Annotated in this window: 12 protein-coding genes; 7 read left to right on the top strand and 5 right to left on the bottom strand. The window is 41.8% G+C overall.

Annotated elements, in window-relative coordinates:
• Positions 1-24 precede the first annotated feature (24 nt).
• Positions 25-1,197 carry an amidohydrolase family protein gene (locus CLV57_RS04320; protein ID WP_100340111.1) on the bottom strand — a complete coding sequence of 391 codons (1,173 nt, stop codon included), beginning with the start codon at positions 1,195-1,197 and terminating at the stop codon, positions 25-27.
• A 127-nt stretch (positions 1,198-1,324) separates the two neighbouring features.
• On the opposite strand from CLV57_RS04320, the gene rlmN reads away from it, so the two are divergent.
• Entirely contained in the window at positions 1,325-2,377 is a 1,053-nt protein-coding gene (gene rlmN / locus CLV57_RS04315) for a 23S rRNA (adenine(2503)-C(2))-methyltransferase RlmN (RefSeq protein ID WP_100340110.1), read from the top strand.
• Positions 2,378-2,583: 206 nt separating this feature from the next.
• Entirely contained in the window at positions 2,584-3,282 is a 699-nt protein-coding gene (locus CLV57_RS04310; protein ID WP_100340109.1) for a ComF family protein, read from the top strand.
• Positions 3,283-3,392: 110 nt separating this feature from the next.
• Here CLV57_RS04310 and CLV57_RS04305 read toward each other — a convergent pair whose 3' ends face one another.
• The 3 genes from CLV57_RS04305 to CLV57_RS04295 all read right to left on the bottom strand — a co-directional run bounded on the left by CLV57_RS04305 (position 3,393) and on the right by CLV57_RS04295 (position 8,725).
• Entirely contained in the window at positions 3,393-4,154 is a 762-nt protein-coding gene (locus CLV57_RS04305) for a DUF4382 domain-containing protein (protein ID WP_157799063.1), read from the bottom strand.
• Between the two features lie 158 nt (positions 4,155-4,312).
• The gene (locus CLV57_RS04300; protein ID WP_100340107.1) at positions 4,313-7,438 is read right to left on the bottom strand and encodes a PAS domain-containing protein; all 3,126 of its coding nucleotides are present in this window, start codon (positions 7,436-7,438) and stop codon (positions 4,313-4,315) included.
• On the bottom strand, positions 7,439-8,725 hold the full coding sequence (locus CLV57_RS04295; RefSeq protein ID WP_100340106.1) for a serine hydroxymethyltransferase: 1,287 nt from the start codon (positions 8,723-8,725) through the stop codon (positions 7,439-7,441).
• 201 nt (positions 8,726-8,926) lie between these two features.
• On the opposite strand from CLV57_RS04295, the gene CLV57_RS04290 reads away from it, so the two are divergent.
• The gene (locus tag CLV57_RS04290) at positions 8,927-9,949 is read left to right on the top strand and encodes a hypothetical protein (RefSeq protein WP_100340105.1); all 1,023 of its coding nucleotides are present in this window, start codon (positions 8,927-8,929) and stop codon (positions 9,947-9,949) included.
• Between the two features lie 5 nt (positions 9,950-9,954).
• Here the strand turns inward: CLV57_RS04290 and rsgA are convergent, their stop codons facing one another.
• Positions 9,955-10,875: a ribosome small subunit-dependent GTPase A gene (rsgA, locus tag CLV57_RS04285; protein ID WP_100341304.1), complete on the bottom strand. Its 921-nt coding sequence runs from the start codon at positions 10,873-10,875 to the stop codon at positions 9,955-9,957.
• A 61-nt stretch (positions 10,876-10,936) separates the two neighbouring features.
• Between rsgA and CLV57_RS04280 the strand changes: the two genes are divergently transcribed.
• The 4 genes from CLV57_RS04280 to thrC all read left to right on the top strand — a co-directional run bounded on the left by CLV57_RS04280 (position 10,937) and on the right by thrC (position 16,993).
• Positions 10,937-11,743, top strand: coding sequence for a carbon-nitrogen hydrolase family protein (locus tag CLV57_RS04280; protein ID WP_100340104.1), 807 nt, complete (start codon positions 10,937-10,939; stop codon positions 11,741-11,743).
• Positions 11,744-11,966: 223 nt separating this feature from the next.
• Complete coding sequence (gene thrA / locus CLV57_RS04275; RefSeq protein ID WP_100340103.1) at positions 11,967-14,420, top strand: bifunctional aspartate kinase/homoserine dehydrogenase I; 2,454 nt, start codon at positions 11,967-11,969, stop codon at positions 14,418-14,420.
• A gap of 108 nt (positions 14,421-14,528) precedes the next feature.
• Positions 14,529-15,506, top strand: a complete 978-nt coding sequence (locus CLV57_RS04270; RefSeq protein ID WP_100340102.1) for a homoserine kinase — start codon at positions 14,529-14,531, stop codon at positions 15,504-15,506.
• Positions 15,507-15,688: 182 nt separating this feature from the next.
• On the top strand, positions 15,689-16,993 hold the full coding sequence (gene thrC, locus CLV57_RS04265; protein ID WP_100340101.1) for a threonine synthase: 1,305 nt from the start codon (positions 15,689-15,691) through the stop codon (positions 16,991-16,993).
• Positions 16,994-17,000: the final 7 nt, after the last annotated feature.

Raw genomic sequence — 17,000 nt, 5'->3', positions numbered from 1 at the left:
CAACATTTCAACCTTAGAACAATCTTACACTAACCGTCTCACTTTCGTTTCCGATGTTAGTGTTAGATCATTTAAACCTGTTATCAAATTAATACCAGGGGTTTTACCTGGCTCAAGCGACCCCATATTATTATCAACGCCCAAAAATTTAGCGCCATTTAGGGTACCCCATTCTAACAACCGTGCTAATGATAACGTTGGAAAATGCTTTTGCAGGGTAGCCATTTCGCTTAAAATACATAGTTTGTAATTAGATGCCAGGCTATCGGTACCAAGAGTTATGTTAAAGCCCTGATCAATAAACAAATCTATTTTTGGCAGCGTACCCTCAATGTAAATATTGGCATTAGGGCAAAAGCACCAATGTATTTTATGGTCAAATCGCTTTAAAAAGTAAATATCTTTTAAGTTAGTGCAGGTATTATGCACCAGCAAAATATCTCTCTTACTGGAAAGCAGCGGCAATACAGATTGCAAAGAATTACGAGCCTGCGGCTTAAAGAAACTTATATCCATGCCAAAATGAGCATATAAGTCGTTAAACCGGCCTAACTTATACCTGAAAAATTTGTTTTCATCTTCGCACTCCTGGTTGTGCATGCTCATAAGGTTTCTGTTGTTGTCGGCGTAGCGCTTAATGAGTTTAAAAAGATCTTTCGAAACAGAATAAGGCGCATGAGGCGTTACAGAACAAGGCTGAGGATTAAACTCGCTTACCAGCTTTAATGACTTTTCAAAAACTTCTTCGGCCCTTTGCGGCAAAAAACCGAAAGCCTCAACAAAAGTGTGGTAGTACAGTTTACTCTTTGCTTTTAAAGCAACCGTGACATTGCTATTTGAAATATCACCAACGGCAACTATACCATTTTTATACATGGCTTCATCAGCGGCTAAGGCTGCTGCTTCAATCTCTGGTTGTGTGGCGTTTCTATGTAATTGAACATTCTGAATAAATGTTACCAGGCCTTCGCCATCAGTAATTTTATCTTTAAGATGCGAAAGTTCAACATGACAATGGGCATTGATAAACCCCGGACATAAAATACCACTAAATTCTTCTATTGTAATGTGTGCATAGTCGGGAGGGATGTCTTCAGCAACGGAGATGATCTTACCATCGTCGGCTGTAACAACGGCCCCGTTTTTAATTGGTTCGGCATTAATAGGAAAAACGTAATCGGCTCTAAAAATTTTCATGCATCTATATAGTTTTACTCAATCCGTTAACGAACCTTCAATAAAGTTAAAAAACAATAATTAAAAGTTAATTGTTTTTGACATTACGATTTAAAAATACACTTCTTAATTTTCGTATTTTTGTGGCGTGAACAGCGTTACAGAAAAGATCGACATCCGCAGCTTAAGCCTGGAAAATTTGCAGAAACATTTTTCGGAAATGAACGAAAAGGGTTTCCGCGCTAAACAGGTATACGAATGGCTATGGAAAAAATCATGCTTTTCTTTTGACGAGATGAGCAATATTTCAAAAGAACTTCGCACTAAACTGGAGGATAAATTTGTAATTAATAATGTAAAAATTAATAACTCCCAATTTAGTGCTGATAAAACTATAAAAAATTCTTTCATTTTACACGATAGCCACCTAATTGAGGGCGTTTTAATTCCTACACCCGAGCGCATGACGGCCTGTGTATCCTCACAAGTAGGCTGTAGTTTAACGTGTAAATTTTGTGCTACGGGCTATATGGAACGTAAACGCAACCTAAATGCTGATGAAATTTACGACCAGGTTGTGTTGATTGATAAGCAGGCACGCGAAAATTATGGCATTCCCTTAAGCAACATTGTTTATATGGGTATGGGCGAACCTTTACTCAATTACAAAAACGTTTTAGAGTCGATTCACAAGCTTACTTCTGAAGATGGTTTGAATATGGCAGCCAAGCGTATCACCGTATCAACCGCCGGCATTGCCAAAATGATCAAAAAGCTGGGCGATGATAATGTAAAGTTTAACCTGGCTTTATCGCTGCATGCTGCGAATGATGAAAAACGCAACACCATTATGCCCATTAATGAGCAAAACTCATTGAAAGCATTGGCCGAAGCATTGAAGTACTACTACGCCAAAACCAAAAATCCGGTAACTTACGAGTACATTATTTTTGATGGTGTGAATGACACCTTACAGGACGCTGCTGAACTGGCCCGTTTCTGTAAGCATTTGCCATGCAAAGTAAATATCATCGAATATAACCCCATTGCGTTTGCCGACTACTTAAATGCCGGCGAAGACCGCGTTGAAGCATTTGCCGAATTTCTGCGCAAACAAGGCGTAAATACCCACATACGCCGCAGCCGTGGTAAGGACATTGACGCGGCCTGCGGACAATTGGCTATTAAAGACGGCAAGTAACCTATCTTACTGATAAAGTTAAATTGGGTTGATTTTGAGTATAAAAATTCTAACTTAAAAGTTATTACCTGACGTTACCGGCGATAGGTGTAAATTTTTAATAATCAATTACATTACAAACCTACTGCGTCGCTACCTGTGTTGTGGTTTAACAATTTTTTACCCTGAGTGCATAAACTTAAACTGATATCACGTAATTTAACAGTATGAACCTGCTCACGCGCTATTGGTCAGATTTTACTGCGCTATTGTTTCCTCACCTGTGCCCGGCATGTGGCGAGGCGTTGGTTGCCAACGAGCATGTTATATGTACAGATTGCCGCTATAGTTTACCTTTTACCAACTTTCATTTACAGCCTGAAAATGTAGTAGCGCAGCAATTTTGGGGCAAATTGAATATTGAAGCGGCGTATGCTATGTATTACTTTTCGAAAGGCGGAAAGGTGCAAAACCTGCTACATCATTTAAAATATAAAAACATGCCGCAAATAGGTAATGTGTTAGGCGTTATGGCAGGCGATCAATTAACAAAAAACGACCGCTTTAAACATATCGACCTGATTATACCTGTGCCGTTACATAAACGCCGCATGCGCGAACGCGGTTATAATCAGAGTGCTCAATTTGCCCAAGGTTTGGCAGAAAGACTTAACGTTTCTGTTTTAGAAAACAACCTCATCAGAACAATAAACACAGCAACACAAACTCATAAGTCCCGCTTTGCCCGGTTTGAGAATATGAAAGAGGTTTTTAGCGTTAGCAAGCCCGGTGAATTAACAGGCAAGCATATTTTGCTGGTGGATGACACTGTTACTACAGGTTCCACATTAGAGGCCTGCGGTATTGAACTACTTAAAATTGAGGGAGCGAAATTAAGCATAGCTACAATTGCATATGCGGAGTAAGTTAATGTTGAATTATTAACTTTTAATTAACGATTTAAACATTGAATTACTGAATTATCTTTTTCGAGCAAAAGCTCAAACCAATAATTCAGTAAATCAAAAAATAATAATTAATTCATAGGTACAACGCCCATATCCTTAACTTGTCCGGTGGATACTGTGACACCGGTAACAGTCTTAACCTGATACGGAGAAAGCGGCTCAAACCTTACAGAATAAGTTCCGGCTGCAAGGCCCTGAAAGTAAAATCTTCCATCAGCATCAGCCATGGTGCCCACGGTATCCGTACCTGCAATTGCATAAACCTTAGGCATTGATGTAGCAGGTGACACTGTACCTGTAAGTACGCCGGAGGTTGCATCGGCAATTGCGCGAATAACCGGTTTTAAAATATACTTTCCGTTACCGGTAAGCACAATTGATTTAGTCACGTCAAAATCAAGCTTAATAGTGTAAGCAACGCCGGGGGTAAGGGTTTGCTGAAGATTTAACTTCACTCCAGATGTTTGGCCACTCGGCGTAGTAAGGTCTTGCGACGTGCCATTTACAACTACCCGGTTACCATTCTCATTCAACACTAAACGTATTTGTTGTATGTTGCCGGCAGGCACATCTCCCCCTGCTATAACGGTGTCTCGGCCGTTACGATATCGTAAAATATTAACCAGCCCTGCATTAACCGGAAAACTTTGCTGACCTTGATCGGTAATAATAATAACTTCCTTAACGTTTAGCATTACGGCGCTAAAAGCACCCGGGGCATCGGTGAGTTTTACCGTAACATTTGCTCTGTCTCTTTTGGGATCTCTGTCTTTTTTACACGAAAAAAAACCTACGCTTAAAATAGCGGCAAAAAATAATAATCGTTTCATAAGTAACATCAATTAATGTTACCCTGAATTCAAAAATCGCACCTACAACTAAAAGTTTTAAAAGAAAAATTACTATAAGCTCAATAGTATTGTCAAAAACATACAATTGCACCCAAAACTATACAGTTTTGTGCTACAGCATAGCCAATACAACACTGCTAAGATTTTTGGTAGCGGCTTAACTTTTCAAAAAGCGCTTTTGGTTCAAAGGGCTTCAAAATATAATCATTCATCCCGGCATCGCCTATCTGGCTCATCTGGTTGGTAAGCATTGATGCTGTCAATGCTATAATAGGGAGTTGTTTAAAGTAGGCATCAGGTTTTGAGCGGATAACCTGCGTGGCTTCCAGTCCGCCCATTTCAGGCATGTGTATGTCCATAAGCACAACATCATAGTTATTGTTGGTTTCAACCTTATTTACCGCCTGTAAGCCATTTTCGGCAAAATCAACAGTAGCTCCCCATTTGGTAAGTATTTTATTGATCAGTAAGCGGTTAATCTGGTTATCGTCAACCACCAGCACATTAATATTTAAACCTGATTCCACGTTGATGTTATTATTTTCTGCTCCGTTTGCCTTTTTAAATGTTACCGTAAACCAAAAGTTTGACCCCTTGCCTAATGTACTCTCCACGTTAATACGCGAATCGTGCAGCTCTATCAGCCTTTTGCTTATGGCCAATCCTAAACCTGTACCACCATATTTGCGTGTGGTATCGGCCTCGGCCTGTTTAAACGACTCAAATATCGTATTTAATTTGTTATTTGCTATACCAATGCCTGTATCAGCCACGGCAAAACGTATGCGCACATCGTTATTGTTTTGCTCAATTACCTTTAGCTCAACTGTAATGCTGCCAGCATCTGTAAACTTAACCGCGTTGCTTACCAGGTTAAGTAATATTTGCGCCAACCGTGTTCTGTCGCCAATAATATTCCCAGGTATCTGCTCATCTATTTTTTGTATAAGCTGAATGCTTTTTTCCTGCGTTTTAAAGTGCATAGAACCCGTAATGCCCTGAACCAGATCCCTTAGGTCAACACTGGCTTTTTCCAGCTGAATATTGCCGGTTTCTATTTTGGTAAAATCCAACACATCATTGATAAGCAGCATCAAATTTTCTGCAGAAAATTTGAGTATGTCCAGGTTTTCCTTTTGTGCGGGATCGGGATTGGCTTCCTGCAGCAAATGAGACATTCCTATAACCGCGTTAAGCGGGGTACGGATCTCATGCGTCATTACAGATATGAACATATCTTTAGCCCTGCTTAACTGCAGCGCTTCTTCCTTAGCTGTGATCAGCTCCAGTTCAACCTTCTTTTTGGCGCTTATATCAATTATAACTTCAATGTACTTTTCAACTTCGCCGCTCTTATTCAAAATCACCGAATTGATCACAGAGATCCACATCGGTTTTCTATCTTTACGGTAAGCCAGCAGGTCAACTTCGAACGATTTTTTATTTTTTGAGAGTTCACGGGCATTTTGAATAATAAAGGTATCCGTTAATTCACCCTGAATTACATCCCCCAAATGTTTTTTTGTTACATCCTTAAAACTGTAGCCTGTAATTTTCTCAAATGCCGGGTTAACCCACTCAATTTCACCTTTGCTGTTGTTAATTACCACGCCACTATTAATGCTGCTTGCCACCAGCGAAAGGAGCTTTAATTCATTTTCTGCGTGTTTCCGCTCAGTAATATCAATTACAGCCCCTACCTGCCGTTCAATTACTCCTTTGTCATTTTTAAGCGGATTGTTGGATAGGTTTACCCAACGTGGTGCACCGTCTTTTCTGTATATCAATATTTCAATATCATATGGGCGGCCTTGATTAAATGCTTCAAAAGCACCTTGAAATACGCTCATATCAGTATCAGGCCCAAGCAATGTAGTACCAAACTTTTTGCCTTTCATTTCTGAAAGCGTATATCCGGTTATTTTTTCTACCGCTTCATTCATCCATAAAACGTGACCTTCGGCATCACGCGTAAGCATACCCGCTGGAGATTTGTGTGCTGCAAACGACAATATCTCAAGGTCATGTTGTGTTGTTTTGCGCGATGTTATATCTGATATTATTCTAATGTAACGATCTACATCACCATTATTGTTATAAGTAACGGATGTAATTACAGAAAGCCAAACTTGCTCACCATTCTTACGGGTGGCATATACATGTGCAGAATATGCCTTTTTTGATTCGATCTTCTCATTATACTGCCTGGTGCTTTCGGTATCGTTAACATCTGGCACTAAAACATCTTTAAGGCGCCTACCTTGTACATCATTAAAATCATAACCGGTAATGTTGCTGAACGCATTGTTGGTCCATATAACATTGTCGTTGGCATCGCTAATGCTGCAACCATTTACCATGCTGCTTGCAACTAACGATAGTTGCTCCAGCTCCTGTGTAACTTGCTTTTGATAGGTAATATCCCTACCGCTGGCGTACCATTTACCTGCTTTATGAACGGCACACCAGGAAATCCATTTAGGTTCGCCACCGGAAGAAATAGTTTGCGTTTCCAGTTCAAAGGGAAGACCTGTTTTTACCGCCATTTCAATAAGTGGTAAAAACTGCTCACGGTTTTTACTCACCACAAACTCCCATAACGATCTGCCAATGGCCTGTTGAGGAGTGTAGCCTAATATACCTGTTACAGCATCATTAATAAACTCTATGGATGAATCTGCACCGGCTATGTAGTGTATTTCCGGAGAGATATTAAAAAGCGTGGAAAATTGCTTGTGTATCTCCAGTGATCTTTCCAACTCGCGTTTTTGCTTTCGCAATACCAGATGCGACATCACTTCACTTGCTAAAGTGCGCAAGGCATCACGCTGTTGTTCATTCAAACTGCGCGGCACGGTGTCAATAACGCATAATGAACCTAAACGATGCCCTTCGGGATCAATTAGAGGGGCTCCGGCGTAAAACCGCACATGGGCGCTGCCTGTAACAAAAGGATTGTTCTTAAATAGCTCGTCTTCCTCTGCGTTATCTATTTCTAAAATTTCGTCGCTAAGTATAGTTTGGTTGCAGAATGCGTCCTGGCGAGAGGTCTGGTCAATATCAATACCTATTGATGACTTGAACCACTGTCTTTCCTCATCAATAAGGGTAATTAGTGCAATAGGCGCCTGGCAAATGTAAGATGCCAGGCGCGTAATTGCGTCGTATTCTTTTTCGGGCAAAGTATCCAAAACATTGTAGGAGTTAAGGGCTTCAAGCCGCTTAGCTTCTGTGTCTGTTTGGTTATCCTGCCTTTGTATCATTTATTCTTTATCTTTCTCAGCATATAACGGAAACTGCTCCGTTAACTTATGCACCTTTTTACGTACTTTATTTAGAGAAAGTTCGTTTTCCGGATCTTTTATTACCTCGTCAACCAAGGCAACAATAGCTTCCATCTGTTTCTCTTTCATACCGCGGGTAGTAACCGCAGCAGTACCGATACGGATACCTGAAGTGATGAAAGGCGACTTATCATCAAACGGAACCATGTTTTTGTTGATAGTGATATCAGCTTTCACCAAAGCATTCTCAGCAGCTTTACCGGTTACCCCTTTGTTACGCAGGTCAATTAACACCAAATGGTTATCTGTACCGCCCGATACAATTTCGTATCCAAGTTCAATAAATGCCTTAGCCAAAGCCGCGCCATTCTTTTTAACCTGTACTATGTATTTCAAATAACTGTCAGACAAAGCCTCTGCAAAAGCAACAGCTTTAGCGGCAATAATGTGCTCCAACGGGCCACCTTGAGTACCGGGAAAAACAGCCATATCCAACAAGTTTGACATCATCCTGATCTCGCCTTTAGGTGTTTTTAAGCCCCATGGGTTTTCAAAGTCTTTACCCATCATGATCAAACCACCACGTGGGCCACGAAGGGTTTTGTGGGTAGTAGTGCTAACAATATGGCAATGCGGAAGCGGATCTGTCAATAAACCGCGTGCAATTAAACCTGCCGGGTGAGATATATCTGCCAGTACAATTGCACCAATTTGATCAGCAACCTCACGAATGAAAGCGTAATCCCAATCGCGTGAGTAAGCCGATGCACCGCAGATGATCATCTTCGGTTTTTCACGCAGGGCAACCTCTTTCAACTGATCGTAATCAACATAACCGGTTTCTTTTTTAACGCCATAAAAGTGCGGCTCGTAAAGTTTACCCGAAAAGTTAACACCCGAACCATGCGTTAAGTGACCACCATGAGAAAGGTCAAAACCTAATATTTTGTCGCCGGGCTGTAAGCAAGCCAGCATTACAGCGGCGTTAGCCTGCGCGCCTGAGTGCGGCTGCACGTTAACCCACTCGGCGTTAAACAGTTGTTTAGCGCGGTCAATAGCGATGGTTTCAATCTCATCAACTATTTGGCAGCCACCATAATAACGCTTACCCGGAAGGCCTTCGGCATATTTGTTGGTAGCAACAGAACCTGCTGCTTCCATCACCTGTAAGCTAACAAAGTTTTCTGATGCAATAAGTTCCAAACCTTCTTCCTGGCGCTGCTGCTCTTCGTCTAACAGCTTAAATATTAGTTTATCTCTTTTCATTGTTATTGTTAAAAAACGTTAGCAAAGTTATTAATATTAGCATTATATGGCTAAAATTTAGCCAATTAGTTTGCTTTTGTGAGTAAATTTTGAGTTTTTAACAAAAAACAATGCTAACAACGGCATAACAAATACAATGGCGCTATTTTATGTGGTTTTAGGGGATAAAACTTATATTTACAATCAAAATAGCCTCACCTTATGCGTAGATATTTAGTCATTTTTATTTCAATTTTACTTACTTCTGGCTTTACTTCCTGCAAAAAATCCGGCAATAAGCCGGATGAAAAAAAAGAAGTTGATGTGTATATCGCTGGCTATACAACGGTTAGTAATAAACATGTAGCTACCATCTGGAAAAACGGAGTAGCACAAATACTCAGTTCCCTTTCAGAAGCCACATCTATTGCAGTTAAAGGAAGAGACGTACATGTTGTTGGACGTTCTTTAACAGCTACCGGCAAAGGAGTTATTACTTATTGGAAAAACGGCATCGCCGCGAAACTTGCTGATAGTGTAGATTACAGCGGTGCAACTGGCATTGCATTATCTGGTAACGATGTTTATATAATTGGGAACATAAATCAAACAGGAGGTGGACGGTACCCTATCCTTTGGAAAAACGGAATTGGGCAAACACTTCCTTATTCCGGTAATATCGCAGTTGCAGAGGGTATTACCATTAATGGTAGCGACGTATATATTGTTGGTTATGTAACGAATAGTATTAACTCAACAACAAAAGCTGTTTATTGGAAAAACGGAATTGAAACAATACTGCCGGGCGGCGCTTCAGTGGCTAATGACGTTACTTCAAACAATGGTGAAGTTTTTATAGTAGGAGGCAAGTCATTAGCTGCTGAAAACGTAAACACCGCTATTTTTTGGAAAAATGGGGTCCCATCTGTACTGCCAGATGAAACTGTAATACCTGTAGCATATGCAATTGCTGCTCATGATAATGATATATATCTGGCAGGATATTCGCACTACTCTCCCTATTCTTATGCAGTAGTTACCTACTGGAAAAACGGCGTAGCGGTAAGGCTTTCTGATGCAAATTCCGCCTCTGACGTGTATTCAATTGCTGTAAATTCTGATGATGTTTATGTCGGAGGAGAAACCCCTGTGGGTACAGCGGTGTTTTGGAAAAATGGCACTTTGAATATGCTTAGCAACACCGATTCGAGAGTGTATAAAATAATTGTTGTGCCGCGTAGTTAGACTATTCACGCCCTCGTATCATTCCCATTATAAATGCTCAAATAGCTTTCATAACGGGATAGTTCAATTTCACCTTCCTCTAATGCTTCCAGCACTGCGCAGCCGGGCTCGTTTATGTGGCGGCAATTGTTAAAACGGCAATCGTTCATGCGTTGGCGCATTTCGGGGAAAAACTGGCCCAGTTCCGGTTTTTCAATATCAATAATGCCTAATTCGCGTATGCCGGGGGTGTCAATAATAAAACCTCCCTGCGGCAGCTCAAACATTTCGGCAAAGGTAGTAGTGTGCATACCTTTATCACTCCAGTCAGATAGCTGATTGGTGCGCAGGCCCAGGTCGGGCAATAAAGCGTTGATCAAACTTGATTTACCTACGCCCGAGTGGCCTGATAGCAGCGTTACCTTATCTTTTAGCAGCTGTTGCACCTGATCAACATTTGTGCCTTGCAAAGCTGATACCTCAAAGCAAGGGTAACCTATGTGCTGATAAACAGATTTATAATCTGCCAATACTTCCAACCCTTCCTCGCTAAACATATCCAGTTTGTTGAACACCAATACCGCAGGAATGTCATAAGCCTCAGCAGTAACCAAAAAACGATCAATAAATCCCAATGATGTTCGTGGCGATGCCAACGTTACTATAAGTAATGCCTGGTCAAGGTTAGCAGCGAGGATATGCCCCTGTTTAGAGAGATTGACCGATTTACGGATAATGTAATTTTTTCGGGGATGCAGATGTGCTATAACGCCGGTTTCCTGGTCAGGTTCTATTTCAAAGTCTACCACATCGCCAACGGCTATTGGGTTGGTTGTTTTGATCCCTTTTATCCTGAAAACGCCTTTTATTCGACAATTATATCGCTCCCCATCAGGTGTTTGCACCTGATACCAACTTCCGGTAGACTTGGTAACTAATCCCTGCATGTGGCTGTAAAGGTATAAATTTAAAACCTGTTGCGTATCTTTAAGCATTAACACCGCTAATATGAAAATTGCTTTAGCATCTCCCACTTTTCCAACCTCTGTAAATGATGGACTGCATCAGCTTAAACAAATGGCGCAAGAAGCCTCGGCTCAGGGGGCTAAGATCATTTGCTTCCCGGAATCTTTTCTTCCCGGCTATCCTTATGAGGAATTTGAAATAGAAAAACGCACGCCTCAACAACTGGAGCAGGCCCTTAAAGAAGCACAGACCGTTGCCTCAGAGAACAATCTGGCCATTATACTACCAATGGATTGGTATGATAACGGTAAATACCTGAATGTTGCCCAGGTAATATCATCAACCGGCGAGTGGATGGGCTATCAGGGAAAAGTGCAGTTGGACCCCAGTGAAGACAATATTTGGGAAGCCGGCACAGAGCGACGCCTTTTTGAAGTTAATGGCTTAAAATTTGGCATTAGTATTTGCCATGAAGGTTTTCGTTATCCCGAAACTGTAAGATGGGCGGCACGCAAAGGCGCGCAGATTGTTTTTCATCCGCACGCGGCAGGCAGCAATAAAAGCGGTACTGTTCCCAAAGAGTGGGGAGATAAAAACAGTCCTTATTACGAAAAGGCCATGATGATGCGCTCTATTGAGAACAGCATTTATTTTGCCAGCGTTAATTATGCATTTAACTACCCCGAATCGGCCAGTACCGTTATAGCGCCTGATGGCAGTTATGTGGCACATCAGCCTTACACCGTACCTGGCGTTTTGGTGGTTGACATTGACCTTGATTTAGCCACTGGCTTTCTGGCAAAACGTTATAAAACAGCACTACACAAGCAACCTATACAAAGTCTGTAGACTTTATAAAAAATAACAAGTTAATTTTTGCTATTTAGAAAAATAACCGTTTAATTTGCCACACAATAAAAATGATTACAATTAACACCATAACAACAACCATTACTACCACCGGCATCAACATCGGAGGAAGGTAAGCGTATGGTGTAACCCAAATAAAGAAAACCACATGAGCGCCTTCCTCCGGATACCGGGGAAGGCGTTTTTGTTTATAGCTGTTATAATGAAGATTTTAAAATTTGGCGGTACATCCGTAGGTTCTGTTCAGAGCATAAGTACTTTAATAGATATTTTGAAGCGCGAGGTAGCTACCTCAGGCGAAAAACCTATAGTGGTACTATCTGCCATGAGCGGAGTTACCAACATGTTGATCGATATGGCCGAGCAAGCTGCGGCAGGACTTGATTTTACTGCTGCTTTAGCTGAACTGGAACGCCGTCATTTTGATGCGGTTAAGGAATTACTGGAGATACAAAACCAAAACCCGGCACTTACCCGCCTAAAAATCAACTTCAATCATTTAGAGGAACTTCTGCAAGGCATTTTAACCCTGCGCGAACTTACCCCTAAAACCCGCGACCTGGTACTAAGCTTTGGCGAACGTTGCTCAACTTTAATGGTGAGCAAAATTGCCGCTCAATATTTTCCTGAAGCCATTTATGTTGATGCATCAGAATTAATTAAAACCGACAGCAGTTTTGGAAATGCCCGTGTACAAACCGAAATGACCGAGCAGGTTATACGAGGTTTTTACAATGGCAATAAAGAAAAAATGTTATTTGTAACAGGCTTTATTGCAGGCAATGAGCAGGGACAAATTACCACATTGGGTCGTGGCGGCAGCGATTACACCGCAGCTATTTTTGGCGCAGCTTTAAATGCCAAAGAAATTGAAATATGGACCGACGTGAACGGCATGATGACCGCCGACCCACGCATGGTTAAAAAAGCATTCAGCTTACCGGAGTTGACGTATACCGAGGCCATGGAGCTGTCGTATTTTGGTGCAAAGGTAATTTATCCGCCTACCATGATCCCGGCGTTCATGAAGAAGATACCTATTGTTATCCGCAACACGTTTGAGCCGGACTTTAAAGGAACCTTCATTCGTCATGATTGCAAGGCATCTAACCTGCCAATAAAAGGCATATCATCCATCAATAATATCAGCATTTTAAACGTTGAAGGCAGCGGCATGGTGGGTAAATCAGGCTTCAGTGGCCGATTATTTTCATTACTGGCCCGCGAGCAGATCAACGTGATACTGATCACCCAATCATCATCAGAACATAGCATTACTTTTGCTGTATCTCCTGCAGATACAGAAAGGGCACTCCATGTAATCGAACAAGAGTTTGAGCTGGAGTTAATGGCTAAAAAACTCGAAAACATCGCCATAGAGAAAGACCTTGCCATATTAGCCGTCGTTGGCGAGAACATGAAGGAAACCCCGGGTGTATCAGGCAAGTTGTTTTATTCACTCGGTCGTAATGGTGTCAACGTTAGGGCTATTGCACAGGGTTCGTCAGAATACAATATCTCGGTAATCATATCTGCGGCCGATTTAGCTAAAGCACTAAATGCCGTGCATGATGCCTTCTTTGTTGAACTGACCAAAACCTTGCATGCATTCTGCCTGGGTACAGGTAACATTGGCAAAACGTTATTCAATCAGTTAAATGCTCACGCAGCCTTTTTGCAAGAGAACAACGGTGTACAGGTTAAAATTGCAGGCATAAGCAATACCCGCAAAATGGCCTTTAACAGTGATGGAATTGATCTGGATGAGTGGGAAGACGCACTGGAAAGATCACACGAGGCGGCAGACCTTGCCGGCTTCATTGCTAAAATGCAGAGCATGAATTTGCCTAACTGTGTTTTCATTGATAACACAGCGAGCCAGAAGCCAATTGCTTTTTATGAAGATGTATTAAAATCAACCATATCTATTGTTACCTGCAATAAAATTGGCAACTCTGGTCCTTACGCGCAGTACAAAACCTTCCGCGATACAGCCCGCCAGCACGGTGTTGATTTCTTCTATGAAACCAATGTTGGTGCAGGCCTGCCTATCATCCGTACATTAAAAGATCTGATGAACAGCGGCGACAGGGTGCAGCGTATTGAAGCAATCCTATCAGGCACCATATCCTTCATTTTTAACAACTTTAAAGGTGAGGTTAGCTTCCACGATGTGGTTAAACTGGCACAGGAAAAAGGTTATACCGAACCTGATCCGAGGGACGACTTGCGCGGAACCGACTTTATGCGCAAGATGTTGATTCTGGCCCGCGATGCCGGTTACACTTTAGAAGCAGCTGATGTTAAAATTGGCAGCATACTACCGCAAGCTTGTTTAGATGCCGCATCGGTTGATGATTTCTATGCTGCCTTAAAAGCAGAAGATGCTTACTTTGCAGACCTGAAAGCACAAGCCGAAAGCCAGGGCAAAGTTTTAAGATACATAGGCATATTGGAGGACGGACAAGCGGCCATTACACTGGAAATGGTTGACGAAAATCACCCTTTCTTTATCCTATCGGGCAGTGATAATATTATATCGTTCACTACTGACAGGTACAAAGAGCGACCGTTGGTTGTTAAAGGCCCTGGTGCCGGTGCGGAAGTTACCGCGGCCGGCGTATTTGCTGATTTGATAAATGTAGGTACAAATTGATGTGCGGATTTGCAAATGATAGATTAAACAAATTTGTCATCCTGAGCGATAGCGAAGGATCTTATTGAAGCGAGTAACCCGCTGATATAGAAAACAACACATATTAAAATGGAAGAACTAATAATGTCGGATAAAATGCCAGCATTTAATATAACAGAAAAAGAGGTTCGCGTTTTTGCCCCTGCTACCGTTGCTAACGTGGTATGTGGTTTTGACGTGCTGGGCTTTGCCGTTAACGAACCTGGTGATGAAGTCATAATGCGGATTACTGATAAACCCGGCATCACCATCAGCAAAATTACCGGTGACGATGGCCGCTTGCCGCTTAATCCTGATAAAAACACGGTAAGCGTTAGTGTAAAGCATTATCTGCAAAGCATTGGTCGCGCGGATATTGGTTTGGACATTGAGTTGCATAAAAAAATGCCCATTGGCAGCGGATTAGGTTCGAGTTCAGCCAGTACAGTTGGCGGTCTTTTCGCTATAAAAACTTTATTAGGCGATACCAGCGACCCTATCAACCTGCTACCTTTTGCCATGAAAGGTGAAGAAATGGCTTGCGGTCATGGCCACGCTGACAACGTAGCCCCTGCCCTATTTGGCGGCTTTGTGTTGGTACGAAGCTATGAACCATTAGACGTTGTAAGATTACCGCACCCAAAAGAATTGTATTGTGCGATAGTATTCCCTGATGTGGATGTGCCTACCCGCGAGGCAAGACAGATCATCCGCAATAAAATACAAATGAAAGATGCTGTTACACAGTGGGGGAACATTGCCGGACTGGTAAGCGGTTTGTTTATGGGTGATATTGACCTGATCGGTCGCAGCATGAAAGATGTACTGGTTGAACCGGTACGCTCTATGCTGATACCTGATTTTTACAAAATGCGAGAGATTGCTATGGAAACGGGAGCAGTGAGCTTTGGCATTTCAGGCTCAGGACCATCAGTTTTTGCGTTCACAAAAGACGAAGAAACAGCACGTATTATTACCCAAAAACTGCAAAAGCATTTAACGGGCATAAAAATTGGTTCACAAGCTTATGTATCGCCAATTAATGATGCGGGACCGAAGGTAATATAATTAATGAATGAGTGATTGAGTGAATATTTGTCATCCTGAGCGATAGCGAAGGATCTTATAGAACCGACAGTTACGCCTTGCGAGCCGCCGGTTAGCAAAATGGACAAGATTCTTCGCTACTGCTCAGAATGACAATCAACAATAAATAAATACGAAATCGAAAATTCGATATCCGAAATAAAATGAAATTATACAGCACCAATAACCCGGATTCAAGAGTAAGCTTCAAAGAAGCTGTTTTTAACAGCATGCCGCAAGATAAAGGTTTGTACATGCCCGAATCTATTCCGCGTTTGAGCGATACTTTTCTGAATAACATTGACAGTTACACACTACCCGAAATTGCCTATCATGTAGCGCAAAATTTATTGGGAGATGATATTCCGGCTGATGATCTGAAAGCTATTATTTACGATGCCATAAACTTTTATGCGCCTATTATAAAGCTGGAAGATAGGGTGTATGTATTAGAGCTTTTTCACGGACCATCATTAGCATTTAAAGATTTTGGCGCGCGCTTTATGAGCCGCGTAATGAGCTATTTTTTACAGGAAGGCGAAAAACAACTGGATGTATTGGTGGCAACTTCGGGCGATACCGGCGGTGCTGTGGCTTTAGGCTTTTTAGGCGTTCCTAACACCCGCGTAACCATCCTTTACCCTAAAGGAAAGGTAAGCGACATTCAAGAATTGCAGCTAACCACTAACGGGCAAAATATTCGCGCTTTAGAAATTGACGGCACATTTGATGATTGCCAGGCACTGGTTAAACAAGCTTTTACTGATGCTGAACTGAATGCGAAATACCGTTTAACGTCAGCCAACTCAATTAATATTGCCCGCTTAATTCCGCAAAGCTTTTATTACTTCAATGCTTATGCGCAAGCGCTTAAGCAAGGAAAAAGTAAAGTTGTATTTTCTGTGCCGAGCGGCAACTTCGGCAATTTAGGCGCTGGTTTGTTAGCCTGGAAAATGGGCCTGCCTGTTGAGCGCTTTATTGCAGCTACCAACGCTAATGATACCGTTCCGCAGTTTTTAAAAACCGGTGTTTATGAACCTAAGCCATCTGTTGCGACATTATCAAACGCGATGGACGTGGGCAACCCAAGCAACTGGGTGCGTATAGCCGATCTATTTAAAGATGATGCAGATCAGTTAAAATCTCTGGTACACGGCTACAGGTATACTGATGAAGAAACCACCGCTGCTATACAAAGCATTTATGATACCTACAAGTATGTTGCTTGTCCGCATACTGCCATAGCCTGGAGAGCATTGAAAGACTACCAGGAAAAAGGCGGAGATGATAACGGCATCTTCCTTTCAACTGCGCATCCATGTAAATTCCCAGACGTTTATACCGACGAAATTGCCGCGCATGTAGAAATACCTGAGCAGGTAAAAGACTTGCAGGCTAAGGAAAAACAATCAGTTGAGTTGAGTAAAGACTTTGCAGGATTTAAAGATTATTTGCTAAAAAACGCATAAATATTAA

Origin of the sequence: Mucilaginibacter auburnensis (assembly GCF_002797815.1) — a bacterium.
Lineage (GTDB): Bacteria > Bacteroidota > Bacteroidia > Sphingobacteriales > Sphingobacteriaceae > Mucilaginibacter > Mucilaginibacter auburnensis.
This window is presented reverse-complemented; position numbering and strand designations above follow the sequence as displayed.

Excerpts from the sequence above, each read along its gene's own strand:
- rsgA (WP_100341304.1), bottom strand. The coding sequence starts at position 10,875 with ATGCAGGGATTAGTTACCAAGTCTACCGGAAGTTGGTATCAGGTGCAA.
- CLV57_RS04280 (WP_100340104.1), top strand. The coding sequence starts at position 10,937 with ATGAAAATTGCTTTAGCATCTCCCACTTTTCCAACCTCTGTAAATGAT.
- CLV57_RS04290 (WP_100340105.1), top strand. The coding sequence starts at position 8,927 with ATGCGTAGATATTTAGTCATTTTTATTTCAATTTTACTTACTTCTGGC.
- thrC (WP_100340101.1), top strand. The coding sequence starts at position 15,689 with ATGAAATTATACAGCACCAATAACCCGGATTCAAGAGTAAGCTTCAAA.
- CLV57_RS04300 (WP_100340107.1), bottom strand. The coding sequence starts at position 7,438 with ATGATACAAAGGCAGGATAACCAAACAGACACAGAAGCTAAGCGGCTT.
- CLV57_RS04310 (WP_100340109.1), top strand. The coding sequence starts at position 2,584 with ATGAACCTGCTCACGCGCTATTGGTCAGATTTTACTGCGCTATTGTTT.
- CLV57_RS04270 (WP_100340102.1), top strand. The coding sequence starts at position 14,529 with ATGGAAGAACTAATAATGTCGGATAAAATGCCAGCATTTAATATAACA.
- CLV57_RS04305 (WP_157799063.1), bottom strand. The coding sequence starts at position 4,154 with ATGAAACGATTATTATTTTTTGCCGCTATTTTAAGCGTAGGTTTTTTT.
- thrA (WP_100340103.1), top strand. The coding sequence starts at position 11,967 with ATGAAGATTTTAAAATTTGGCGGTACATCCGTAGGTTCTGTTCAGAGC.
- CLV57_RS04320 (WP_100340111.1), bottom strand. The coding sequence starts at position 1,197 with ATGAAAATTTTTAGAGCCGATTACGTTTTTCCTATTAATGCCGAACCA.
- CLV57_RS04295 (WP_100340106.1), bottom strand. The coding sequence starts at position 8,725 with ATGAAAAGAGATAAACTAATATTTAAGCTGTTAGACGAAGAGCAGCAG.